This is a genomic window from Streptomyces sp. NPDC090499 (assembly GCF_044769305.1).
GTDB lineage: Bacteria > Actinomycetota > Actinomycetes > Streptomycetales > Streptomycetaceae > Streptomyces.
This window is the reverse complement of record NZ_JBIVXP010000008.1, coordinates 321477-346220: the sequence shown is the minus strand read 5'-3', so window position 1 is coordinate 346220 and position 24744 is coordinate 321477. Positions and strand designations below refer to the sequence as shown.

16 protein-coding genes and 1 riboswitch are annotated in these 24744 nt (G+C 72.7%); of the genes, 11 read left to right on the top strand and 5 right to left on the bottom strand.

The genetic code is table 11. The features are described 5' to 3' along the window. Positions 1 to 32: 32 nt before the first annotated feature. Positions 33 to 207, top strand: a riboswitch (cyclic di-AMP (ydaO/yuaA leader). A gap of 10 nt (positions 208 to 217) precedes the next feature. Further along, entirely contained in the window at positions 218 to 2575 is a 2358-nt protein-coding gene (locus tag ACIQVL_RS29140; protein WP_403476782.1) for a C40 family peptidase, read from the top strand. An 18-nt stretch (positions 2576 to 2593) separates the two neighbouring features. Here ACIQVL_RS29140 and ACIQVL_RS29135 read toward each other — a convergent pair whose 3' ends face one another. Beyond that, positions 2594 to 3652, bottom strand: coding sequence for an NAD-dependent epimerase/dehydratase family protein (locus ACIQVL_RS29135; RefSeq protein ID WP_403476781.1), 1059 nt, complete (start codon positions 3650 to 3652; stop codon positions 2594 to 2596). A 247-nt stretch (positions 3653 to 3899) separates the two neighbouring features. On the opposite strand from ACIQVL_RS29135, the gene ACIQVL_RS29130 reads away from it, so the two are divergent. The 6 genes from ACIQVL_RS29130 to ACIQVL_RS29105 all read left to right on the top strand — a co-directional run bounded on the left by ACIQVL_RS29130 (position 3900) and on the right by ACIQVL_RS29105 (position 13197). Beyond that, entirely contained in the window at positions 3900 to 5264 is a 1365-nt protein-coding gene (locus ACIQVL_RS29130) for an FAD-dependent oxidoreductase (protein WP_403425884.1), read from the top strand. Positions 5265 to 5579: 315 nt separating this feature from the next. Continuing rightward, the gene (locus tag ACIQVL_RS29125; RefSeq protein ID WP_403476780.1) at positions 5580 to 6731 is read left to right on the top strand and encodes a hypothetical protein; all 1152 of its coding nucleotides are present in this window, start codon (positions 5580 to 5582) and stop codon (positions 6729 to 6731) included. Positions 6732 to 6771: 40 nt separating this feature from the next. Continuing rightward, positions 6772 to 7056, top strand: a complete 285-nt coding sequence (locus ACIQVL_RS29120) for a YkvA family protein (RefSeq protein WP_403425888.1) — start codon at positions 6772 to 6774, stop codon at positions 7054 to 7056. A gap of 21 nt (positions 7057 to 7077) precedes the next feature. Next, complete coding sequence (locus ACIQVL_RS29115; protein WP_403476779.1) at positions 7078 to 7764, top strand: 2-phosphosulfolactate phosphatase; 687 nt, start codon at positions 7078 to 7080, stop codon at positions 7762 to 7764. Positions 7765 to 7872: 108 nt separating this feature from the next. Beyond that, on the top strand, positions 7873 to 10368 hold the full coding sequence (locus ACIQVL_RS29110) for a SpoIIE family protein phosphatase (protein WP_403476778.1): 2496 nt from the start codon (positions 7873 to 7875) through the stop codon (positions 10366 to 10368). Between the two features lie 81 nt (positions 10369 to 10449). After that, complete coding sequence (locus tag ACIQVL_RS29105) at positions 10450 to 13197, top strand: SpoIIE family protein phosphatase (RefSeq protein ID WP_403425894.1); 2748 nt, start codon at positions 10450 to 10452, stop codon at positions 13195 to 13197. A gap of 3 nt (positions 13198 to 13200) precedes the next feature. On the opposite strand, the gene ACIQVL_RS29100 is transcribed toward ACIQVL_RS29105, so the two are convergent. Next, positions 13201 to 15036, bottom strand: a complete 1836-nt coding sequence (locus tag ACIQVL_RS29100; protein ID WP_403425896.1) for a glycoside hydrolase family 15 protein — start codon at positions 15034 to 15036, stop codon at positions 13201 to 13203. A 151-nt stretch (positions 15037 to 15187) separates the two neighbouring features. Here ACIQVL_RS29100 and ACIQVL_RS29095 point away from each other — a divergent pair, with 151 nt between their 5' ends. The 4 genes from ACIQVL_RS29095 to ACIQVL_RS29080 all read left to right on the top strand — a co-directional run bounded on the left by ACIQVL_RS29095 (position 15188) and on the right by ACIQVL_RS29080 (position 19653). After that, on the top strand, positions 15188 to 15394 hold the full coding sequence (locus tag ACIQVL_RS29095; protein WP_351714734.1) for a hypothetical protein: 207 nt from the start codon (positions 15188 to 15190) through the stop codon (positions 15392 to 15394). Positions 15395 to 15513: 119 nt separating this feature from the next. Next, positions 15514 to 16917 (top strand): Si-specific NAD(P)(+) transhydrogenase, encoded by a 1404-nt coding sequence (gene sthA / locus ACIQVL_RS29090; protein WP_403476777.1) that lies wholly within the window; start codon positions 15514 to 15516, stop codon positions 16915 to 16917. A 291-nt stretch (positions 16918 to 17208) separates the two neighbouring features. Then, positions 17209 to 18681, top strand: coding sequence for an APC family permease (locus tag ACIQVL_RS29085; protein WP_403425900.1), 1473 nt, complete (start codon positions 17209 to 17211; stop codon positions 18679 to 18681). A gap of 12 nt (positions 18682 to 18693) precedes the next feature. Next, positions 18694 to 19653 (top strand): hypothetical protein, encoded by a 960-nt coding sequence (locus ACIQVL_RS29080; RefSeq protein ID WP_403476776.1) that lies wholly within the window; start codon positions 18694 to 18696, stop codon positions 19651 to 19653. A 122-nt stretch (positions 19654 to 19775) separates the two neighbouring features. Here the strand turns inward: ACIQVL_RS29080 and ACIQVL_RS29075 are convergent, their stop codons facing one another. The 3 genes from ACIQVL_RS29075 to efeU all read right to left on the bottom strand — a co-directional run bounded on the left by ACIQVL_RS29075 (position 19776) and on the right by efeU (position 24549). Then, positions 19776 to 20936, bottom strand: coding sequence for a HoxN/HupN/NixA family nickel/cobalt transporter (locus tag ACIQVL_RS29075; protein WP_403476775.1), 1161 nt, complete (start codon positions 20934 to 20936; stop codon positions 19776 to 19778). 140 nt (positions 20937 to 21076) lie between these two features. Continuing rightward, positions 21077 to 22348, bottom strand: a complete 1272-nt coding sequence (gene efeB, locus ACIQVL_RS29070; protein ID WP_403476774.1) for an iron uptake transporter deferrochelatase/peroxidase subunit — start codon at positions 22346 to 22348, stop codon at positions 21077 to 21079. A gap of 47 nt (positions 22349 to 22395) precedes the next feature. Beyond that, the gene (efeU, locus tag ACIQVL_RS29065) at positions 22396 to 24549 is read right to left on the bottom strand and encodes an iron uptake transporter permease EfeU (RefSeq protein ID WP_403476773.1); all 2154 of its coding nucleotides are present in this window, start codon (positions 24547 to 24549) and stop codon (positions 22396 to 22398) included. Positions 24550 to 24744: the final 195 nt, after the last annotated feature.

Here is a 24744-nt window from a genome sequence, read left to right as displayed (position 1 = left end):
GCTCGGCTCCCCCCGGCGAATCCCGTCGGGCCGCGCGGCCTCCGCCGAGTCCGGTGCCCCTCAGGGGCTGGTCCGGAGCCGGGGACCCAACCGACCACTGGGGTGAATCGGCCGCCGTCCGCAAGGGCAAAGGCCGTAGGGCATGCCTTCCGGACTCGACCGCCCGAACCCGACAGCTAACCCGGTAGGCGGAGTACGGAAGGAGCACGACCCCTCAATGGCGCCCGAGAGCCGTGACGAGGTTCGACAGCGGATCGACAGCCTCTACGACCAGGCCGAGAACGCCACCGGGAACTACAACGCCACCCGTGCGATGAGCGGGGGCTCGCGCTCACGCGGCGTCCCGCTGTTCAAACGGACCCGTCGTGACGACCCGGGCCTCGACAACATCGCCCGGGAGTGGTTCGAAGGGGCGCGCTCGAGACTGGGGCCGAGCGTGCCGGCCGCGCTGCCCACCGACCGGCAGCCCGCCCGCCCCGGGCCGCGCCGGCCTGTCAGCGCCATGGCAGCGGACCTGCTCGGCCAGCTGGAGGACTCCGGCCCGGCCCGGCTGGAGCTGACCGCGGGGCCGTCGGCGCAGAGCGAGATCGAGGTCGTCCGCGAGCTGCCGGCGCGTCCGAGGCTGGAGTTGACGGCGGGGCCCGCCGCGGCGCTGCCCGCGGGACCCTCGGGTGCGCCCAGGGCGCTGCCTGCCGCCGGGCCGCAGCGGCCGACGCCGGGTGCTTCGAAGACCAGGAACCAGCTCAAGCTCGCCAAGGCGCGCGAGGTGCTGTCCCAGCGCACCGGGCAGCGCGCGATCGCCGCCCTCGACGCGGTCCCTGCCCCGGCCCCTGTCGCCCAGGCCGTTGCACCGTCGTCCAGCCCCTGGCCGACGCCCGAAGCGCAGGCCCCGGTGCAGCCCTGGCAGGCGCCCCCCGTCGGCATACCGAACCAGCGCACCGGCAGCGGCTCCTCCGCCGCCACCCGCGCGCTCCCGGCGGTGACCGAGACGGGCGGTATCCCGATCGTGTCCCCGTCGGACACCGGTACCTTCCGCATCATGACCCCGGGGGGTTCCGACAGTGCCCCGACCCGGGCCGCGGCGGACGCGGGCGGCTTCCGTGTCATGACCCCGGGCGGCTCGGGCGGCGGAACCTACCAGACCGCGCCCGTCATGGACGCGGGCGCCGCCCAGGCTCCGGCCCCGGGGGACACCGGCTCCTTCCGCATCATGACGCCGGGCGCCACGGGCTCGTTCCCGATGCCGACCCCGGCCGACGCGGGCGCGTTCCCGGCCGCGGACCCCATGGCGGGCACGAGCGCCTTCCCCACCGCCGACCCCATGATGGGCACGAGCGCGTTCCCGGCCGCCGACCCCATGATGGGCACGAGCGCGTTCCCGGCCGCGGACCCCATGGCGGGCACGAGCGCGTTCCCGGCCGCGGACCCCATGGCGGGCACGAGCGCCTTCCCCACCGCCGACCCCATGATGGGCACGAGCGCGTTCCCGGCCGCGGACCCCATGATGGGCACGAGCGCCTTCCCCACCGCCGACCCCATGATGGGCACGAGCGCCTTCCCCACCGCGGGTCCCACGAACAGCGGCGCCTTCCCGACCGCAGCGCCCACCGCTGCCGCCCCGGCCCCCGGGCCGATGGACGTCGGCGGTTTCCGGATCATGTCGCCGAACGCGTCCGCCGCCTACACCGACGTTCCACCGTTCGCCGCCGACACCGCCTACGGCAACGGCACGTACTCCACGGCGTTCCCCGCCGCCCCCGCCCCGCCCATGGCCGCCGTGCCGCCGGCCGCCCCCTTCGCCGCGGCACCCGTCGCCGACCTGCCCGGCGCCTACCCGGCAGGCATGCAGTCCGCCGACGGCACCTACGCCTACGCCTACGCGGCCACCATGGCCATGCCCACCGCGATGGCAGCACCCGCCATGGCGATCCCCGCGCCGATGGCGGCGCCTGTGGCAGCCCCCATGGCGGCGCCCTCCGCACCGCAGGCCTCCGCGATGCCGGCGGCCATGACCATGCCGCCCGAGGCGATGATGGCCGCCGCGCCCGCCATGGCGATGCCCATGGCCGCCCCCGCCCCGGTCGTCACCGCCCCGCTCCCCACCACGCCCCTGCCGACCGCGCCTCCGCAGGCCCCGGCCCCGGTGCCCACCGCAGCCGCGCCCGGCGGCTACGCCGACCCCGGTGCCTTCCTCCAGCCGGGCGTCGCGGCCGAGCCGGGCAAGGCGATGAAGGCGCTCGCGTTCGCGCGGGAGCAGATCGGCCGGCCGTGTGTCTGGGGAGCGACCGGGCCGGGGGCGTACGACGCGTCCAGCCTGACCCAGGCCGCCTGGCGCGCCGCCGGCGTCACGCTGCCGCGCACCGCGCCGGAGCAGACGCTGGCCGGCACCCCGATCACGCTGGCCGCCGTCGAGCCGGGTGACCTGGTCTTCTTCTTCGACGACGACAGCCACGTGGGGATCTACGCGGGCGGCGGCACGATGGTGCACGCGCCGAGCCCCGGGGCGGTCATCCGCGAGGAGTCGATCTACAACGCCGGGGAGTCGGCGATCCACCGGGTGATCCGCCCGGCCTGACCCCCGTGACCGTCGGGCTCAGACCCTCCGCCGCCGGGAGCGCCAGCTCGCGTGGTGGTCCAGGAGGGTCTGCTCGACGGGCCGGTAGGCGAGGCCCAGTTCGCGGATGCTGCGGCCGTTGTCGACGCGGAAGCGGATGCCGAGGTGCTTGCGTATGTAGTCCTGGGTGAGGCCGAAGAGCGGGCCCAGGACCCGTACCGGGCCGTGCGGGAGCGCGGTGCGCGGCAGGCGCGGGTCCCAGGGGTGGCGGGTGCGGATGATCCGGGACATCTCGTGGAAGGACGTCATCGTCTCGTTGGCCACGATGTAACGGCCCCTGGCCGCCGGGTTCTCCGCGGCCGCGATGTGCGCGTCGGCCACGTCGCGGACGTCCGCGGTGGTGAAGCTGAAGTCCGGGGCGCCGTAGCAGAAGTAGCCCTTGAACAGCTCGTCGAGCAGGAAGAGGCTGCCGGACTCGGAGGCGGGTGTGAGGGAGGGGCCGAGGATCAGGCCGGGGTTGATCGAGACCAGGCGCCAGCGGTCCTGGGCGGCCTCGGCGTCCCGGGCGGCGCGCTCGGCGACCGTCTTGGCGTAGTGGTAGGGGTTGTTCGCCACGGTGCTGGTGGTGTTGAAGTACTTCTCGGTCAGCACCTCGCCGGCCATCTCGCGGACGTCGGCGTAGTCGCCGAAGATCGCGCCCACGGTGGAGGTGAGGACCAGGGTCTCCACCTCCGGCGTGCGCTCGACGCCGCCGAGCACGTTGCGGGTGCCGAGCAGCGCCGGGTCCACCACGTCCCGTTGGCCGTCCCCGATCCGTTCCGGCATCAGGAACGGTGAGGCCACGTGGAAGACGGTCGCGCAGCCGCGGAACGCCTCGTCGAAGGAGCCGTCCCGGAGCAGATCGGCCTCGAACAGGTCGAGCCGGCCGGGAAAGGCCTCCTGGAGCTCCCACAGGGGCCGTACCTTCGTCGCGTCGGACGCGCGGCGGACGGTCGCACGGACCCGGTACCCGCGCTCCAGCAGCCGGCGTACCAGACGGCTCCCGACGAATCCGCTGCCGCCGGTCACCGCGACGGCCGTCTCCCCGCGTGCTGCCACGCTCTCACCCCTCGCCCTCCGGCCACCGCGCCTCGGTGCGCCGCAGGGGACAGGGTGGTGCATGTGCCGTGCGCACGCCAAGCACCAGGAGGCCATCGGGACGCCCCGGAGACCATAAGCCGGACCCGATACACCTCATAAGATCGGCTTATGAGGTCATAGAGCGGACCCGCGTACTAACTTAGGACTGCCTTAGTTTAGGCTTCCCGTTCGAGATCGACTGTCCTCACTCGAAGGGAACCTGATCATGCCGCGCCCCCTGCGGGTAGCCATCGTCGGAGCCGGCCCCGCCGGGATCTACGCCGCCGACGCCCTGCTCAAGTCCGGGGTGGCCGCCGAGCCCGGCGTGTCCATCGACCTCTTCGAGCGGATGCCCGCCCCGTTCGGCCTGATCCGCTACGGCGTCGCCCCCGACCACCCGCGCATCAAGGGCATCATCACGGCCCTGCACCAGGTGCTCGACAAGCCGCAGATCCGCCTCTTCGGCAACGTGGACTACCCCACCGACATCAGCCTCGACGACCTGCGCTCCTTCTACGACGCGGTGATCTTCTCGACCGGCGCCACCGCCGACCGCGAGCTGCGGATACCCGGCATCGAGCTGGACGGCTCCTACGGCGCCGCCGACTTCGTCTCCTGGTACGACGGCCACCCGGACGTGCCGCGCACCTGGCCGCTCCAGGCCGGGAAGGTCGCGGTCCTCGGCGTCGGCAACGTGGCCCTGGACGTGGCCCGCATCCTCGCCAAGACCGCCGACGAGCTGCTGCCGACGGAGATCCCGCCGAACGTCCACGACGGCCTCAAGGCCAACAAGGCCCTCGAAGTGCACGTCTTCGGCCGCCGCGGCCCGGCGCAGGCGAAGTTCTCCCCGATGGAGCTGCGGGAGCTGGACCACTCCCCCAACATCGAGGTCATCGTCGACCCCGAGGACATCGACTACGACGAGGGCTCGATCGAGACCCGGCGCGGCAACAAGCAGGCCGACATGGTCGCCAAGACCCTGGAGAACTGGGCGATCCGCGACGTCGGCGACCGCCCGCACAAGCTCTTCCTGCACTTCTTCGAGTCCCCGGTGGAGATCCTCGGCGAGGACGGCAAGGTCGTCGGCCTGCGCACCGAGCGCACCGCCCTCGACGGCACCGGCAACGTCAAGGGCACCGGCGAGTTCAAGGACTGGGACCTCGGCGCCGTCTACCGCGCCGTCGGCTACCTCTCCGACAAGCTGCCCAAGCTGCCCTGGGACATCGAGTCGGGCACCGTCCCGGACGAGGGCGGCCGGGTCATCGAGGAGAGCGGCGGTCACCTCCGGTCCACGTACGTCACCGGCTGGATCCGGCGCGGCCCGGTCGGCCTCATCGGCCACACCAAGGGCGACGCCAACGAGACGGTGTCCAACCTGCTGGACGACTACGCGAACGGCCGCCTGCAGACCCCAGAGGCACCCGCGCCGGAGGCCGTGGAGGCCTTCCTCGCCGAGCGCGACGTCCGCTTCACCACCTGGGAGGGCTGGTACCGGCTGGACGCCGCCGAGAAGGCGCTGGGCGAGCCGCAGGGCCGCGAGCGCGTCAAGCTCGTCGAGCGCGAGGACATGCTCCGCGAGAGTGGCGCCTGAGGCGCTGGGACGTGACGGGTGAGAGGGGGGCCGACGCACTGCCGCCGGCCCCTTTCTCGTGCCTCTTTCCCATGCCTCCCGGCGGCGGGAACGGGGCCCGCCCCTGGCGGATGGTCGGGCGGGCCCCGTTCCCGGCACCATTCTCCGAGGCCGGCCCGATCAGGGGCACGGGTGAACCGGCATCGGGTGGCGCACTCGGTTCGCACCCCGGGTGCGGGGCGCACGCGCCGTACGCGGGCGGCCCCCGCTCTATGAGACACGCTCCCGGGCGGCGATACTGGAGGACGCACTCCTCTCCCACCAGCAGATTGGCCCATGTCGAACTCCACCGCCGACCGTGCCGTCCTTCCGCCGACCGTCTGGGCCGCCCGCGGCCGCCACACGGGTCCGGACTCCGAGGAGGTGATCCGCAGGATCCTGCGCAGCCGCAAGGAGACCGGCGTCCTCGACGACTTCGCGGAACCCCCCGTGCCCGGGGACTCCGCCCGACGCCTCTTCGAGGCCCGCTGGCGCGTCGACGACGGCACCGTGACCGTGCGCGCCCGGCTGACCCTCGCCGTCGACCTCCAGGGCCGCCAGGCGGGCCGGGAGTGGCAGCTCGTCGCCGAGGCCGACCGGCCCTGGGACGAGGCCTGGCCCTCCCCCGCGGTGATGTTCTGGCCCGACGGCGAGGAGGCCGGTGACGGCGGCGAGGCCGCCTGGGACTACCACCCGGTGGTGGCGGGCGTCAGGCTCCGCACGGTCAACCCGCTGCCCGCCGACGACAAGGACATGCGCCGGGTGCTGCGGGACGCGGCGAAGGACGCCTGGTGCGTCAACCTCGTCGTGCACGAGGCGATGACCCCCGACGCGCTCGGCCGGCTGCCGCTGGTCCGGCAGCTGCCGCCCGCCCTCGCGCACCGCGTCGTGGAACACCGGGCCGCGCCCCAGCAGTTCCGTGCCGTCAACTGGGCGCTGCGGGACCTCGGCGTCGAGGTCCCGCGCGGCGGCGCCGTACTGCTGCCCCCGGACCCGGCGCCGTCGGGCTACGACGCGCAGGAGTACGCGGTGCGCAGCGTCTTCCTGGACGGCTCGGAGCCCGCCGAACTGATCGCCGCCGTGCGCCGGTTCGCGGCGCTGCCGAAGCCCGCGCCGCAGGGCGCCGAGGAGGCGCTGGCCGATCTGCGGGACAACTGGACCCTGATGACGCTGGAGGAGGAGCTGGCGCGCGAGCGCAAGCGCGTCGCGCAGTACGCCGAGGCGCTGGAGGCCATGACCAGGTCCCGGGACCTGTACCGGGAGGCCGCCGAGCGGGCCGACGAGGCGCTCGCCGCCCTCCGCGACCACCCCGCCCCGGCGGCTCCGGCACCCCAGACCGCCTCCCCCTTCCAGCAGTTGACCCGTGCCTTCAAGGGGCTGCGGCCGCCGAAGGACAGTGCCGGCCCTGCGGTCATGCCCGAGGACGAAACCGGGAAGACGGACCAGTGAGAGACCCCGGGCCGGATCGGGGCCGGACGACAGGACAGCCATGGACACCACCACGACCGTGCTCGTGATCTGCGCGATCGTCGCCGCGGCCCTGCTGGCCGGCGCCGTCGCGGTACTCGTACGGCTGGTCCGCACCCGGCGCACCCTGCGCCGGGCCGGGCTGCCGACCGGCTCGCGCTGGGTGTTCTGGGGCGCCGTCCTGTACCTGGTGCTCCCCACCGACCTGCTGCCCGACCCGATCTACCTGGACGACATCGGCGTCCTGCTGCTGGCCCTGCGCTCGATGCGCGCGGCCCTGCCGGCCGCGGAGGAGACGGAGCTCTGACCGGCCGGGCATGATGACGTCATGCGCGCCACGTTCACCGGTGTCCCCGGTCTGTCCTCGACGCCCGAAGTCGCCGTGGTCGTCGACGTGATGCGCGCGTTCACCGTGGCGGCCTGGGCGTTCCACCGGGGCGCCGAGCGGATCGTGTTCGCCGAGACCCGCGACGAGGCACTGGAGTTGAAGACCCGGCACCCCGGATGGCTGGCCTTCCAGGACGGCCCGGTGGTGCCGGGCTTCGACCTGGCCAACTCACCGGCCCAGCTGCGCTCGCTGGACATCGCGGGCCGTACGGTCGTGCAGAAGACCACCGCCGGGACGACCGGGGCGCTCGCCGTCGCCGGAGCCCGGCTGCTGCTGTGCGCGAGCTTCGTGGTCGCCGGGGCGACGGCAGCCGTGCTGCGGCGCGAGCGGTCCGCGGCGGTCACCTTCGTGGTCACCGGGGAGGGCGGGCGGGCCGCGGAGGACCTGGCCTGTGCCGAGTACATCGCTGGTCTGGTGGCCGACGGTTCCGTGGCCCCCGGCCCGTTCGTGGAGCGGGCCCGGAACTCCGGCGGTGCGGCGCGGCTCGCCGAGGGCCTGCGGCTGGGCTGGGAGGGCGTGCACCCCGAGGACGTGCCGATGTGCCTGGAGACGGACGTCTTCCCGTTCGCCATGACGGCGGCGCGGGAGGACGGTCACCTGGTGCTGCGGCCGGTGGGCGGGGGCTGAGCCGGCCGGTCCGCCGCCCGGTCCGTCTCCGGGGGTGCATGTTCGGGCCGTCGTGACGCATTCTTGCTGTGTCACCCACCCGGCGGTGCGCGGACGAGGTAGGACCCGATGACTGGGAGCGACGAGCACGTGGGCCGGGCGCGTGAGCGGCTGACCGCGCTGCTGGTCGAGGCGTCGACCGGCGCCCTCGGCGCGGCGGATGCCCACGTCGCCGGGGTGTACCTGCGCTCCGGCACCCCCGGGCTGCTCCGGCTGGCCACGCTGGTGGGGCTGCCCGGCCCGCTGTTCCGGCCCTGGTGGCGGCTGCACGTGGACCGGCCGTTCCCGGTCGCGGACGCCTACCGCCTCGGGACGCGGGTGGTACTGCCCAACGCGACCGAGATGGTGCGCCGCTATCCGCAGTTCGCGGCGGGCCTGCCGTTCCAGTTCGGTTCGGTGTACACGCCCGTGCCCGGGGCGGAGCCGTCCTTCGGGGTACTCACCGTGCTGCTTCCCGGTACCGCGGACACCGTGGACGAGCTGCCGGACCTGGACCGGCTGTGCCGGCTGGCCGAGCGGCTGGGTGCCGGGCTGCGCGAGCTGGTGGCCGTGGAGGGGGACGCGGCGGTCGCCTGGGAGGGCGAGCCGGTGTGCGTGAGGCCGCCCGTGCCCCGGCCGGGAACGGCCCGGGTGGGCCGTTTCACCTGGGATCCGGTCACCTCCGCGGTGCACGCCGACGACCGGCTGCACGCCCTGCTCGGCAGGGCGCCGGAGGATTTCCCCGGCACCGGCGCCGAGCTGGCGGTGGCCGTGACACCCGCCGACGCGGACGACGTGCTGACCGCGCTGCACGAGACCGCGGCCGGCAAGCCGCCGTACACCCCGCTGCGGGTGCGGGCCGCGGACGGCGCCCCGCTCCTGCTGGAGCTGTGGCCGCCGCCCGGCGCCGCCGACCCGTCGCTGGTCTCCGGGATCGTCGTCGACCCGGGCCCGGCCGCCGCCGCCGACGGAGCGGCCGACCTGCTCCCCGAGGGCGTCTTCTGCCTGGACCGCTCCGGATTCGTCCGGTACGTCAACCCGGCGGCCGTCCGGCTGGCCGGCCGGCCGCGCGAGGAGCTGCTCGGCCGCCCCCTGGCGGAGGCGATGCCGTGGCTGAGCGGGCCGCCGTACGACGACCACTGGCGCGGGGCGCTGCTCGCCCGCGGCCCGGTGCACTTCCAGGTCCGGCGCGGCGGCGCCGCGGAGGGCGACTGCCTCGCCCTGTCGGTGCACCCGGGCCCGGACCTGGTCACCTGCACGGTCGTCCCGGCCAGCCGGATCGACCCGCCCGTGGACCTGTCCCCCGCGGCCGGGCCGGACGCGCCCGGGCGGTCGGGCGGCCCCTCGATGACCCCGCTGTACCGGCCGATCGCCCTGGCGATCGCACTGACCGACGCGGTGACCGCCCGGCAGGTGTCCGCGGTGGTGATGCAGGAGTTGCTTCCCGCGTTCGGCGGCCGCCGGCTGGCCATCTACCTGCTGCAGGACCGGCATTTCTACCTGGCCTGGGAGACGGGCTTCCCGCCGGGCTTCCTCGCCCCGTTCGACGGCGTGGGTCTGGACGCCCGCATCCCCGGTGTGGAGGCCCTCACCACCGGCCGGCCCCTGTTCTTCGAGTCGATGCGGCGGCTGGCGGACACCTACCCGGGCCTCGCCCTGGACGCCGACGTGGGCGCCCGCGCCTTCCTGCCGCTGATCGCCTCGGGGCGCCCGGTCGGCACCTGCATCCTCGGCTTCGAGACGGAGCGGAGCTTCAGCAGCGAGGAACGGACCGTCCTGATGGCGCTCGCGGGCCTGATCGCCCACGCGATGGAGAAGGCCAGGCGCTACGACAGCGAGGCCGCCCTGGCCCGCGGTCTCCAGCAGGCGCTGCTGCCCCGCCGGCTGTCGGCGCACCCGCAGGTGGAGACCGCGGGCCGGTATCTGCCGGGCACCCAGGGGATGGACGTGGGCGGCGACTGGTACGACGTGGTCGGGGCGGGCGACGGCCTCGCACTGGTCATCGGCGACGTCCAGGGGCACGGCGTGCAGGCGGCCGCCACGATGGGGCAACTGCGCAGCGCGGTCCGGGCGTTCGCGCTCAGCGACCGGCCGCCCGACGAGGTGCTGAGCGGCACCAACCGGCTGCTCATCGACCTCGACCCGGGCCAGTTCGCGAGCTGCTGCTACCTGCGTCTGGACCCCGCCACCGGGCGCGCCCGGATCGCGCGGGCCGGTCATCCGCCGCCCCTGCTGCGGGCTCCGGACGGCTGTACCCGGGTCCTGGAGATCCCCGGCGGCGTCGTCCTGGGCGTGGCCCCGTGGGCCCGCTATCCGGTGACCGAGCTGGAGCTGGCGCCGGACGCGATCCTGGCCCTGTACACGGACGGGCTGGTGGAGCGGCCGGGCGCCGACATCGACGACGGCATCGCGGCGCTGGGGGCGGCCCTGGCCGAGGCCGGGGCGGTGTCGGGGCGGCGCGGAACCCGTAGCCTCACCGGGGTGGCCGACCGGCTCACCGCCATGGCCCGGCACGCCACCGACCGCCCCGACGACGTGGCGCTGCTGCTCGCCACCCGCCGTCCGGCGGCCGCAGACCGGGGGTGATCGGGACACAACGGGGTATCGACCCGGTTACCGCGGGGGACGCTCTCGCCTCGTGCGGCCCGGCAGTGTAGACATGGGCTCATGGTCCGTCAGCCCGGCCGGTCCGACACTCGGCCGTCCCGATCCGGGGCTCCGCGCGCGCCGCTCGCCCGGCGGGTGCGGGAGCCGAGCGGGCCGGGGCGCATCCGGTCCGGACGGCTGTGGTCGGCGCTGAGCGGCCGCAGCGTGGCCGGGCAGGTGTTCGTCCTGCAGGTCGCGATCGTGCTGCTGCTGATCGTGTCGGCGGTGCTGGCGCTGGTGCTCCAGGTGCGGCACGACAGCAGCATGGAGGCCCGCAACCGGTCCCTGGCCGTCGCCCAGACCTTCGCCGACGCCCCGGGCACGGCGGCGGCGCTGCGGCTGCCCGACCCGACGACGGTGCTCCAGCCGCGGGCGGAGGCGGCCCGCAAGTCGACGGGCGTGGACTTCATCGTCGTCATGAACACCGAGGGGATCCGGTACACGCACCCCAAGCCGGACCGCATCGGCAAGAAGTTCGTCGGGACCATCGGGCCCGCGCTGGCCGGCGGGACCGTCACCGAGGAGGTGCACGGCACCATCGGCGAGCTGGTGCAGGCCGTGGTCCCGGTCCGGGACGCGGACGGCAAGGTGGTGGGCCTGGTGTCCGCCGGCATCACCACCGCGCACGTGGGCGGCACCGCCGACCAGCAGCTGCCGCTGCTGCTGACCGCGGCCGCCGCGGCGCTGGCCCTGGCGACGGCGGGCACCGCGCTGGTCAGCCGCCGGCTGCTGCGCCAGACGCACGGTCTCGGCCCGGACGAGATGACCCGGATGTACGAGCACCACGACGCGGTGCTGCACTCCGTGCGGGAGGGTGTCCTGATCGTCGGCGGCGACGGCCGGCTGATGCTCGCCAACGACGAGGCGCAGCGCCTGCTGGACCTGCCGGCGGACGCCGAGCGCCGCCGGGTCCTGGACCTCGGCCTGGACGCGGAGACGGCGAAGCTGATCGCCTCCGGGCGGGTCGCCACCGACGAGGTGCACCTGGTCAAGGACCGGCTGCTGGCCGTCAACCAGCGCCCCATCGAGGTGCGCGGCGGCCCGCCCGGCAGCGTCGTCACCCTGCGCGACTCCACCGAACTGCGGGCCCTCTCCGGCCGCGCCGAGGTGGCCCGCGAGCGCCTGAACATGCTGTACGACGCCGGGGTGGGCATCGGCACCAGCCTGGACGTCACCCGCACCGCCGAGGAACTCGCGGAGCTGGCCGTGCCGCGGTTCGCGGACTACGTCTCCGTCGACCTGTACGAGGCGGTCCTCAAGGGCGAGGAGCCCAAGCCCGGGGACGCGCTGCGCCGGGTGGCGTGCACCGGCATCCGCAAGGACGCCCCGCTGTACCCGGTCGGCGAAAGGTTCCAGTTCGTGCCGTCCTCGCCGCAGGGCCGGAGCCTGCGCACCGGCGAGTCGGTCGTCGAGCCGCGGCTGCGGGAGGCGCCCGGCTGGCGGGCCCAGGACGTGGAGCTGACCGGGCGGATCCTGGAGTTCGGCATCCACTCGCTGATCACGGTGCCGCTGCGGGCCGGGAACATGGTGCTGGGCCTGGCCAACTTCTGCCGTTCGGAGAAGCCCGCCCCGTTCGACACCGAGGAGCTGGCCCTCGCGGAGGAACTGGTGGCCCGCGCCGCCGTCTCCATCGACAACGCCCGCCGCTACACGCGCGAGCACAGCATGGCGGTCACCCTGCAGCGCAGTCTGCTGCCGCGCAGCCTGCCCGCGCAGAGCGCCCTGGACATCGCCTACCGCTACCTGCCGGCCCAGTCGGGCGTGGGCGGCGACTGGTTCGACGTGCTCCCGCTGTCCGGGGCCCGGGTGGCGCTGGTGGTCGGGGACGTGGTGGGGCACGGGCTGCACGCGGCGGCGACCATGGGACGGCTGCGCACCGCGGTGCACAACTTCACGTCGCTGGACCTGCAGCCGGACGAGCTGCTGGGTCTGCTGGACGAGTTGGTGGGCCGCATCGACCTGGACGAGACCCCGGCGGACGACGCGGACACCACGGCCACGATCACCGGCGCCACCTGCCTGTACGCGATCTACGACCCGGTGTCCCGGCGCTGCACGGTGGCCCGGGCCGGCCATCCGCCGCCGGCGCTGGTCAGGCCGGACGGCAGTGTGGAGTTCGCGGACGTGCCGGCCGGCCCCCCGCTGGGCCTGGGCGGGCTGCCCTTCGAGACCGCCGAGCTGGAACTGGCGCCGGGCAGCAGCCTGGTCCTGTACACCGACGGGCTGGTGGAGGACCGGCAGCGGGACATCGACGAGGGGCTCGAACTGCTCGCCGGCGCCCTGGAGTCGGCGGCCGGCGGCACCCCGGAGGAGACCTGTGCGGCCGTCCTGGAACGGCTGCCGGCCCGCCCCAGTGACGACGTGGCACTGATCGTCGCCCGGACCCGGGCGCTCGGCGCGGACCGGATCGCCGAGTGGCAGGTGCCGGCGGATCCGGCGGCCGTCTCCGAGGTGCGGGCCAGGGTGACCCGGCAGCTGGCGCACTGGGACCTGGACGAGCTGTCGTTCACCACCGAGCTGATCCTCAGCGAGCTGGTCACCAACGCCATCCGGCACGGCCGGCCGCCCATCGGGGTACGGCTGCTGCGCGACAGGACGCTGATCTGCGAGGTCTCCGACGGCAGCACCACCTCCCCGCACCTGCGGTACGCGGCGAGCACCGACGAGGGCGGCCGGGGCCTGTTCCTGGTCGCGCAGATGGCCGAGCGGTGGGGCACCCGGTACACGCCCGCCGGGAAGGTCATCTGGGCGGAGCAGCCGCTGCCGTGACCCTCAGCCCAGCGCACGGTCCAGGTTGAAGGCGGCGCTGATGAGGGCGAGATGGGTGAAGGCCTGCGGGAAGTTGCCCTGCTGCTCGCCGGTGCGGCCGATTTCCTCGGCGTACAGGCCGAGATGGTTGGCGTAGGTGAGCATCTTCTCGAAGGCGAGCCGGGCCTCGTCCACGCGTCCGGCGCGCACCAGGGCCTCCACGTACCAGAAGGAGCAGATGGAGAAGGTGCCCTCGTCGCCGCGGAGTCCGTCGGGGCTGGCCTGCGGGTCGTAGCGGTAGACGAGGGAGTCGGAGACCAGGTCCTCGGTGAGGGCGTCCAGGGTGGACAGCCACTTGGGGTCGGTCGGGGCGATGAACTTGGCCAGGGGCATCATCAGGAGCGAGGCGTCGAGGACGTCGCCCCCCTCGTGCTGGACGAAGGCGGCGCGCCGCTCGGACCAGCCGCGGTCCATGATCCGCCGGTAGATGGTGTCGCGGCACTGCCGCCAGCGGGGCAGGTCGGCGGGGAGGCCGCGATGGTTGGCGAGGCGGATCGCCCGCTCGATCGCCACCCAGCACATCAGACGCGAGTAGAGGAAGTTCTTGCGGCCGCCGCGGGTCTCCCAGACGCCCTCGTCGGGCTGGTCCCAGTGGTCGCAGACCCAGCCCACGAGGCGGGTGACGTCGTCCCACTGTGCGCTGGAGATGGGTTCGGCCCATTTGTCGTAGAGGTAGATCGAGTCGATGAGGGCGCCGTAGATGTCGAGCTGGAGCTGGCCGGCGGCTCCGTTGCCGACCCGGACCGGGGCGGAGCCGCAGTGGCCCTCCAGGTGGGTGAGCTCGCGTTCGGGCAGGTCGGAGCGGCCGTCGATGCCGTACATGATCTGCAGCGGGCCGGAGGCGAAGCCGTCGCCGGGGCTGATGTAGGTGGTCACGAACTTCATGAAGGCCGCGGCCTCGCCGCTGAAGCCGAGCCGCAGCAGGGCGTAGACGGCGAAGGCGGCGTCGCGGATCCAGACGTAGCGGTAGTCCCAGTTGCGTTCGCCGCCGAACTGCTCGGGGAGGCTGGTGGTGGGCGCGGCGACGATGGCCCCGGTGGGGGCGTAGGTGAGCAGCTTCAGGGTGAGCGCCGAGCGGTGCACCATCTCGCGCCAGCGGCCGCGGTACCGGGACTGGTGGAGCCAGCGCCGCCAGTAGCAGACCGTGTCCTCGAACTGTTGTTGCGCCTCGGCCCGGGCGCAGCCGCGCGGTGCGATGTCCTCGCCGGCCTGGTCGAGGGCGAAGACCGAGGACTCGCCCTCGGTGAGCTTGAAGTCGGCGCAGGCGTCCGGGCCGTCGCTCTCCAGGGCGACCGTGGAGGTGAGCAGCAGGGACTTGGCCGGGGACTCGAACAGCGCGGTGTCACCGAGCATGCGCAGGGTGTGCGGGTCGGCGCCGTAGTTGAAGCGGGGGGCCACCCGGACCCGGAAGGGCACGGTGCCGCGCACGCACAGCACCCGGCGGATCAGCCGGTGCCGCGCGCACTCCTCGGACTCTCCCGTCACCGGCATGAAGTCCTGGACCTCGCCGACGCCCTCGTCCGTGAAGAACCGGGTGATCAGCACGTTCGTGTCGGGGAAGTAGAACTGCTTGGTCCGGGCCGGTACGGCGGCGGCCAGCGCGAAGAAGCCGCCGCGCTCGGCGTCCAGGACGGCGGCGAAGACGCTGGGGGCGTCGAAGGACGGGCTGCAGTACCAGTCGATCGTGCCGTTGCTGCCGACCAGGGCCACGCTGCGCAGGTCACCGATCAGTCCGTGTTCGGCGATCGGCAGGTAGCGGGGGCTCCCGGGCGCATTCTGGTAGAACGGCTGCTCGGCCATCGTGACGGCCTCCCCGGAACGGATGTACGGTCACCATACAGCTTAAAAGGGGCGAACAGCTCTCCGGGTCCGGCCCCGGCCGCTCGGGATGCGGGGCAGGGCCGGGCGGGCAATCGTGAGAGTGTGCACCCCGCTCCGTGAAGGAGGGACCATGTCGACCTCAGAATCCGAAGCGTCCCGGTCGTCCGAGGACCGCGCCACCCCCGACTCCCTGCTGCACAGCGCCCCCGGCACCGGGGTGGCGCCCGAGGACCTCGTGATGGCGTCGGGCCGGGACGTCACCCCGGAGACGCTGGAATGGGCCAGGAAGAAGATGGAGCGCGAGGGGCCGAACTGCATCGAGCGGCTCCTGCCCTGACGCCGGGGGCCCGCGGGGGCCCGTGACGCGCGCAACGGGCCTGGTCCGTACCGGATTTCACGCACAGGTTGCCCGTTCACCCTTTCGAAGCGGGGGCGGCTGCTGACAGACTCCGCAGGGTGCCCGACTTCGACATGCTCGTCATCGGTTCCGGACCCGGCGGCCAGAAGGCCGCGATCGCCGCGGCCAAGCTCGGCCGCCGGGCCGCCGTCGTGGACAGCCCCGACATGGTCGGCGGCGTGTCCATCCACACCGGGACCATCCCCTCCAAGACCCTGCGCGAGGCGGTCCTCTACCTGACCGGCCTGACCCAGCGCGACCTGTACGGCCAGAGCTACCGGCTGAAGGAGGACATCACCGTCGCCGACCTGACCGCGCGCACCCAGCACGTGGTCAGCCGCGAGGTGGACGTCATCCGCAACCAGCTCTCCCGCAACCATGTCACCCTCTGCTCCGGCACCGGCCGGTTCGTCGACCCGCACACCGTCGCCCTGCGCGAACCGAACGGCAACGAACGGCTGCTGACCGCCGAGCACATCGTGATCGCCACCGGCACCCGGCCGGCCCGCCCGGACAGCGTCGAGTTCGACGGCCGCACCATCATGGACTCGGACAACGTGCTGTCCCTGGAGCGGGTGCCGCGCTCCATGGTCATCGTCGGTGCCGGCGTCATCGGCATGGAGTACGCCAGCATGTTCGCCGCGCTCGGCAGCAAGGTCACCGTGGTCGAGAAGCGCGCGGCCATGCTCGACATGTGCGACGTCGAGGTCGTCGAGTCGCTCAAGTACCACCTGCGGGACCTGGCCGTCACCTTCCGGTTCGGGGAGACCGTCGCCGCCGTCGAACGGCATCCGCGGGGCACGCTGACCGTGCTGGAGAGCGGCAAGAAGATACCGGCGGACACGGTGATGTACTCGGCGGGCCGGCAGGGCCTGACCGACGGACTCGACCTGGACAAGGCGCGCCTGTCCGCGGACCGGCGCGGCCGGATCAAGGTGGACGAGCACTTCCGCACCGAGGTGCCGCACATCTACGCCGTGGGCGACGTCATCGGCTTCCCTGCGCTCGCGGCGACCTCGATGGAACAGGGCCGGGTCGCCGCGTACCACGCGTGCGGGGAGCCGGTCGGGCAGATGGACAACCTCCAGCCCATCGGCATCTACACGATTCCGGAGATCAGCTTCGTCGGCCGGACCGAGGACCAACTCACCGCGGACAGCGTGCCGTTCGAGGTCGGGGTGGCCCGCTACCGGGAGCTGGCCCGGGGCCAGATCATCGGCGACTCGCACGGCATGCTCAAGCTCCTGGTCTCCCCCGAGGACCGGCGGCTGCTCGGTGTGCACTGCTTCGGTACCGGAGCGACAGAACTGATCCATATCGGTCAGTCGGTGATGGGTTGCGGTGGCACGGTCGACTACCTGGTGGACGCGGTGTTCAACTACCCGACGCTCGCGGAGTCGTACAAGGTTGCGGCCCTCGACGCCACCAACAAACTGCGGCAGCTCGACCGGCTGGAGGACTGAGGGGCTGGAGGAACCGCTGCTTCCGGTGTGAGAGTTGTCGGCACCAAGTGGCATATGTGATTACCGGTCGGTCAGCTTGAAAGGTCAAAGCGTGCCGCTATAGTCACACCCACACACGCGGTGTGACCGTTCGCCGACTCTGGGCATGCGGCCCTCACCACCTTTCTCTTCCGACCGGTCCTCGCCCGAGGCCATCCCTCACCGGGTGCGGGGCAGGTCGTGCACCCCCCACCCGTACCGCCGCGGGTCTGCACTCCCGTGCGCCCTGCACGACCGGAAAGCAGCACAACCATGAGCAACAACAGGGGCAGAGGGCTCCAGGCCAACGCCCTCGGCACGTTCGACACCGTGGTCATGGCCGTCGCGGGCAGCGCACCGGCGTACTCGCTGGCCGCGACCACCGCGGTGCTGGTCGGGGCGGTGGGGCTGGGCAGTCCGGCGGCCCTGTTGTGGTGTGCGATACCGATGCTGGGCATCGCGCTCGCCTTCAGCTACCTGGGCCGGATCGACGTGAACGCGGGCGCGAGTTACTCCTGGGTGGGCCGCACCCTGCACCCGTTCCTCGGCTTCGTCAGCGGCTGGGCGCTGGTGGTGTCCGCGACCATCTTCATGGTGGCCGGCTCGCTGCCGGCCGGGTCGATGACGCTGTCCCTGTTCGACGCGGACCTCGCCGACAACGTGGCCCTGTCCACGGTGGTCGGCGCCGCCTGGTTCCTGGTCATGCTGGCGGTGGTGCTCGGCGGCGCCCGCCTGACCGTGCGCGCCCAGCTGCTGATGTCCGGCATCGAACTGGCGATCCTGCTGCTCTTCGCGGTGCTGGCCCTCTTCCACACCGGCAACGCCCGCGCCTTCGACTGGTCCTGGCTCGGCTTCTCGCACTTCGACGGCGTATCCGGCTTCGCCTCGGGCGCGTTGATCGCCGCGTTCTACTACTGGGGCTGGGACGTCACCAGCAACCTCAGCGAGGAGACCCGCAACTCCCGCCGGACCACCGGCCTCGCGGGCCTGATCGGCGTCGGCATCGTCTTCGCCCTGTTCGAGGTCTTCACCATCGCCGTGAACGTGATCCTGTCCGAGGACCAGATCGCGGCGAACAAGGCCAACGTGCTGGGCGTGCTGGGCGAGCAGATCTGGCCGGGCTGGGGCGGCAAGCTGCTCATCGTCGCCGTGATGCTGTCCACCATCGCTACCCTGGAGACGACCCTCATCCAGGTGACCCGCTCGCTGTTCGCGATGGGCCGCGACCGGACGATGCCGACCGCCCTCGGCAAGGTGCACCGCACCTGGAACACCCCGCACGTGGCGATCGGGGTGGTGGGCGCGGTGGCACTGACACTGTTCATCGCCTCCAACGCGCTGGGCTCGGTGGGCGAGATCCTCTCCGACGCCATCTCGGCGATCGGGCTGCAGATCGCCGTCTACTACGGTCTCGCGGGTCTCGCGGTGGTGGTGGCCTACCGCAAGATGCTCTTCAGATCGGCAGCCAACTTCCTGCTCGGCGGGCTGTGGCCGCTGCTCGGTGCGGTGTTTATGTTCTGGATCTTCGTCGAGTCGCTGGGCGACCTGAGCACCGCGGCGATCGCGATCGGCGTCGGCGGCCTGGCCGTCGGCCTGATCCCGATGCTCTGGTACTGGAAGCAGGGCAGCGACTACTACCGTCCGGCCAAGCTGGACGCCACCCGCACCGTCGAGGCGGACTACGTCCCCGACGAACCCACCACCGTGTACGCCCAGGCTTACGAAGGCCTCCCCACCGACTTCTGAGGTACGAGTCAGATGGCGCGCGACCGTTTCGCCCCCGACTTCGACCCGGACTGCGGGGATGCATCCCTCACCTCGGCCCGGCAGGACATCGTCATCGGCCGCTGGCAGGGCCTCAGGGAACTGCTGCGGACCACCGGCCCGGACTGGCTGGCCCGGGGGCACCGGGTCCGGCTGCTGGCGCAGGCCTGCGCGGGCAACTCGACGGCGGAGTCCTGGCTGGCCGCCGAGCCGCACGGCGCCGACGCGCTGGTGCTGCGGGCGGCGACCGAGACGGCCCGGGCGTTCACCCTGGCCGTCTCGGCGGGCCGGGGTGTCCCGATCGACCGGGCCAGGATCGACACCGCCGTGCTGGCCTGCCTGGCCGCCGCCGACGCGTACCCGCAGGACCCGACCCCCTGGGTCTCGCTGATCTCGGTGGCCCGGCTGTACCCGACCGGGGTCCGCCGGCAGGAACTCGCCCGCTGGTGGGACGAGTTGCACCGGCGCGACCCCTACAACGTGGAGGGCCACCTCCAGGTGCTCCACTACTACTCCGCGCGCTGGCACGGCACGCACGGCCTGATGTACGACTTCGCCCGGGACGCGGCCGGGGTCGCCCCGCCGGGCTGCCCGCTGCCCGTCCTGGTGCAGTACGCCCGCGTCGAGGAGTTCCGGTACACCCTGGACGCGGCGCAGGGACAGCAGAACGCGGTCGCGCTCAGCCAGCACTGGAAGCACGACGGCGCGGTCAGCGACGTACGGCGCACCTGGGAGCGCTGGATCGCCCAGCGCCCCGAGGGCCCGGTCGTCCCGGGCGAGCTGCGCGACCTCAACCACCTGACGCACGCGGCCTGTCAGGCGGGCGTCACGGACCTCGCGGTGGAGCTGCTGCGGCTCCAGGGGCGGCGGGCGACCCGCACGCCGTGGTCGTACACCGGGGACGCGGAGAAGCAGATCGTGAAGTGGCGGGCGGATCTGAAAGTACGCGGCTGATCAGCGCCCCCGAAGGGGCGCTGGGGGTACCCCCGGCCGAAGGCCGGGGGAGGAACTGCGCGACCAGCCACGACGGCGCCGCAGTCGACACCCGGCACAGCGCGGCGCTTCAGGCGGGGCGCTCAGCCCTCGGTCTGCTCAGCAGGCCGGGCGAGGCCGGTGGTCCACTTCTCCTCGATGCGCCCCGCCTTCCAGATCACCAGGGCGATCGCCCACGTGGCGAAGAAGAGGCCGACGATGACGAAGCCGACGGTGTTGAGGTCGAGCCCGGCGACCCAGTCCCAGAAGAGGCCGTGCAGGCCCATCTTGTCGGCGAGCAGGCCGAGGAGTTCGACCGTGCCGATGATCAGCGCGACGGCGACGGACAGGCCGGTGATGGTGAGGTTGTAGTAGACCTTGCGGACCGGCTTGGAGAACGCCCACTCGTAGGCGAAGTTCATGAACGAGCCGTCGATGGTGTCCAGGAGCGCCATGCCGGCCGCGAAGAGCACCGGCAGGGTCAGGATGGCGTACCAGGGCAGGCCGGAGGCGGCGCCGGAACCGGCGAGTACCAGCAGGGCGATCTCGGTGGCGGTGTCGAAGCCGAGGCCGAAGAGCAGGCCGAGCGGGTACATCTGCCACGGCTTGCGGATCGAGCCGGTGACCCGGCCGAGGAAGCGGTTCATGAAGCCGCGGTTGTTGAGCTGGGTCTCCAGGGCGGCCTCGTCGTAGGCGCCGGAGCGCATCTGCCGGAAGACCTTCCAGATGCCGGCCAGGATGACGAGGTTGATGCCGGCGATCAGGTAGAGGAAGGTGCCGGAGACGGTCGTACCGATCAGGCCGGTGACGTCGTGCAGGTGCGAGTTGTCGTCCTGGACCGGTCCGGCCAGGGTCTTCATGCCGAGCGAGAGCAGCAGGGCGAGGCCGAAGACGATGCTGGAGTGGCCGAGGGAGAACCAGAAGCCGACCGACAGCGGACGCTGTCCCTCACCCATGAGTTTGCGGGTGGTGTTGTCGATGGCCGCGATGTGGTCGGCGTCGAAGGCGTGCCGCATGCCCAGCGTGTACGCGGTCACGCCGATGCCGATGCCGAAGGACTCGGTGCCGACGCTGAAGTGCTGCGGGGCGATGATCCCGACCAGGGTGCCCCATCCGATGACGTGCAGGGCGAGCACGAAGCCGGCCATCCCGCCGACCCTGATCCACTCCTGCCGTGTCATGGAGCCCCGGACACGGTGCCAGGCCGAGCGCTTGGTCTCGGCCTGGGCGGGGAGGGACGGAGCGGAACCAGGGGCGGCCGTCATCGGGAGGTGACATCCTTCGGTCGAGCGATGGGCAGCTGCCATGGACAGCCTTGTGCCATCCTCCCGTACTTGCACATCGTTCGCAGTAACGCCCGCGACAGGGCTTCACCAAGAGAACACCATGGGAAGGTAAAGACCGGTCAGGCCGACAGCAGGCCGCTCCCCAGCCAGTCCTCGGCGTTCTTCACGCCGGGCAGGGCGAAGAAGTAGCCGCCGCCGGTCGGGGAGATGTAGTCGACGAGCGGCTCGTCGATCAGCCGGGTCTGGGTGGCCTCGAACTGGCGCTGGACGTCCTGGTTGTAGCAGCAGAAGACCAGGCCCATGTCGAGGTTGCCGACGCTGTCGATGCCCCGGTCGTAGTTGTAGCCGCGGCGCAGGATGCGGGAGCTGTCGGTCTTCGCGGTGCGCGGGTTGGCGAGCCGGATGTGGGCGTCCAGCGGGATGGCGCTGCCCTTCGGGTCCCTGGCGTAGTTCGGGATGTCGGTCTCCTTGGCGCCGTCCAGCGGGGCGCCGGTGTCCTTGCGGCGGCCGAACATCAGCTCCTGCTCGCTGAGCGAGACCCGGTCCCAGAACTCGACGAGCATCCGGATGATCCGGACGACCTGGTAGCTGCCGCCCGCCGCCCAGGCCGGCTCGCCCTGCCCCTCGCCGACCCAGATCAGCCGGTCGGTCTCCCGGGCCGAGTTCACGTCCGGGTTGGCGATGCCGTCCTTGAAGCCCAGCAGGTTGCGCTGGGCGCCGGTCGGCCGCGGGGCGTTCTGGAAGCCGTCGATGCGCCACTTGATCTGCATGGCGCCACGGGTGTGCTTGGCGATGTCGCGCAGGGCGTGCAGGACGGTGTCGGTGCTGTCGGCGCATATCTGCAGCGAGAGGTCGCCGTGGCACTCGGCGGCCTTCAGGTTGTCGTTCGGGAAGGTCCGCATCGGGGTCAGCCGGGCCGGCTTCGCCTTCGCCAGGCCGTAGCGGTCGTCGAACAGGGATGCGCCGACGCCGACGGTGACGGTGAGCGCGTCGGAGGGGACCTCGGGGCCGAGGATGCCGTTGTCGGCGGGCGGCGCGCCGACACCGAGGTCCTCGGGGGTGCCGCCGGAGGTGAGGAAGCGGGCCCGTTCGGTGATCGTCTTCAGCAGGTCGGCGAGCCCCTGCCGGCTGTCGGCGAGGACGTCGAGGGAGACGAAGGTGGCGGCGGCCGGTGCCGGGGTGAGGATGCCGGCCTGGTGGGTGCCGTGGAAGGGGATCTTCGCGGTGCCGGTCGCGTCGGCGGCCTGGGCCTCGGCGGTGCCACCGGCCTGGCTCAGCGCGAAGCCGCCGCCGGCCAGGACCGCGCCCGCGGCGCCGGCGCCCAGCGCCGTCCGCACGAAGGAGCGGCGGCCCGTGCCCATCGGGCAGGACGGGGTGTCGGCAGCGGACATCGGAGGGTTCCCTTCGTCGTACGGGTGCGGGTGCGGTGCGGGGTTCATCAGGCCGACTTCCTGATCTCCAGGAGGTCCGGCACCGGGGCGAGGTCTTCCAGCAGCTGTCCGGTCGCTCCGGCGATCCGCTGCCGGGTGACGGTGTCGAGCTGCTCGACCGGGGTCCAGCTCGCGCCCCGGTGCTCGGCGTCCAGGAGCTGCTGGAGGCGGGCGATGTCCGCGTCGACGGCAGGCAGCAGCTTCGGCGCCCGGGTGGTCAGCAGCGGCCGCAGCACGGTGAGCAGCTCGCGGGTGCCGGCGAGGTTGGCGTCCGCGGTGGCGAGGTTGGTGCCGCTGCCCTCGTCGGTGTCGGCGGTCAGCTCGAACTGGAGGGTGTTCTCCAGGATCTCGTGGGCGCGCAGCGGCAGGTCGCCCGGGTCGAACTCCTGGGTGGGGAAGGCCTTCTGGAGCCCGGCCGCGGCGTCGGCGAGGGCCTGGACCGGAGCCTTCAGCTGTCCGGCGGTCTGCGCGTGCCACAGCCCGTACTCGACCCGGTGGAACCCGGCGAAGTCCTTGTCGGTGACACCGCCCGGAAGCCCGTCGGCACGCCCGTTGATCTTCTGGTCGTAGTCCTCGAAGGTGCCGTAGGCGGCGCCGAGGGAGGAGTAGGTGAGGTGCGCGGCCAGCCAGTCGGTGCGGGCCTTGGCGAGGTGGTTGCCCGCGATGTCGGCGTCCAGGGTGCGGGTCTGGGCGACGAGGGTGGCCAGGCCTTGTTCGACGTACGCCCGGTAGGCCTTGAGCGGTGCCGCGAGGTCGTTCTCGGAGACGGGTACCACCGCCTTGGTGCTGCCCGTGCCGCCGCTGACGGTGACCGACGCGGAGGTGACGGCCTTGCCGCTGGAGGGGACGCAGCGCCAGGCGTAGGTGCCGCCGGCGACCGTGGCGACCAGGTCCCGGGTGGTGCCGGGGGCGAGGCCCTCGACCTCGCCGTAGACCGCGTTGCTGCTCGGGTCGATCAGGTACACCTCGGAGGTCTTGTCGCCGGTGTTCTGCATCTGGAAGGTCTGCCGGCCCGGCTTGGGCGCGGTGAAGCCCTTGCCGCACTCGGTCTCGGAGACGGCGACGGTCTCGCCGCTCGTGGACTTGGGCCCGGCGAGGGCGACGACGAGCCCGGCGACGACGGCCGGGACGGCTACCACGGCGACCGGCACCACCCAGACGGGCCTGCGCCGCACGGCCCTGGCGGGCCGCGGCTCGGACTCACGGACGGCGGGCTCCGGCTCCAGTTCCAAATCCGGCTCTGGCTCCAGTTCCGGTTCCGGCTCCGGCTCCTCCTCCGGCTCGGCAACGGCCGGCTGTGGTGCGGACGTGGCGGCGGCCGGCTCCGGCGCGGTGGCGCGCGCTCCGGGCACCCCGCGCACCCCGCGCACGAACAGGGTCATCACCACGGCGAGGTAGCCGACGTAGCCGACCACCTGGAGCCAGGTCATCGCCGGGGTGATGTTGAGGACGCCCTGGAGGAGGGTGCTGTACCAGGAGCCCGCGTCGATGTGGCTGCTGAGGTCGAAGACGTAGGCGGTGTTGCCCGGGAGGACGCCGCCCTCCTGGAGGTCGCGGAGCCCGTAGCCGAGGACGCCGGCCGCGATCACGATCAGGACGGCACCGGTGTAGGTGAAGAACTTCGTGAGGTTGATCTTCAGTACCCGGCGGTACAGGCCCCAGCAGAGTCCGGCCGCCAGGACCAGGCCGATCCCGGCGCCGGTCAGGGGTCCCGCCGACTCGCCGGCCGCGCGGGCGGTGGTCCACAGGAACAGCGCGGTCTCCAGGCCCTCGCGGCCGACCGCGAGGAACGAGGTCAGGATCAGCACGCCCGAGCCCATGGCCAGGGCGCCGGTGACCTTCTCCTTGATCTCGCCGGCGAGGGAGCGGGCCGAGCGGCGCATCCAGAAGACCATCGCGGTGACGAAGGCGACCGCGATCACGCTGAGGGTGCCGCCGAAGGCCTCCTGGGCGGTCGCGGAGAGGGAGGCGGCGGTGAAGGTGAGGACCGCGCCGAAGCTCATCGCCAGTGCGATCGCGGCCAGGACACCCGTCCACACCTGAGGCAGCCGGTTTCTGGCACCCGCCCGCACCAGCGTGGCGACGAGGATCGAGACGATCAGCCCGGCCTCAAGGCCTTCCCTCAGTCCGATCAGGAAACTCGGAAACGCGTCGTCCCACATCCGTCGCAGCCCTCCCCCGGCAGGCCCGTCCCCGCCCCTTGGCTCGAACTTAGTGAAGGCATGCCTTACTCCGCCGACCATGATGACTACACCCATGTAGTCACTCGGTCATGAACGGGCAATGGTGCGGCAAAAGCCGCGGCCGAACACGGCGCGCGCCCCCGGGAACGCCCACGGGACGGCAATCGTCTACAT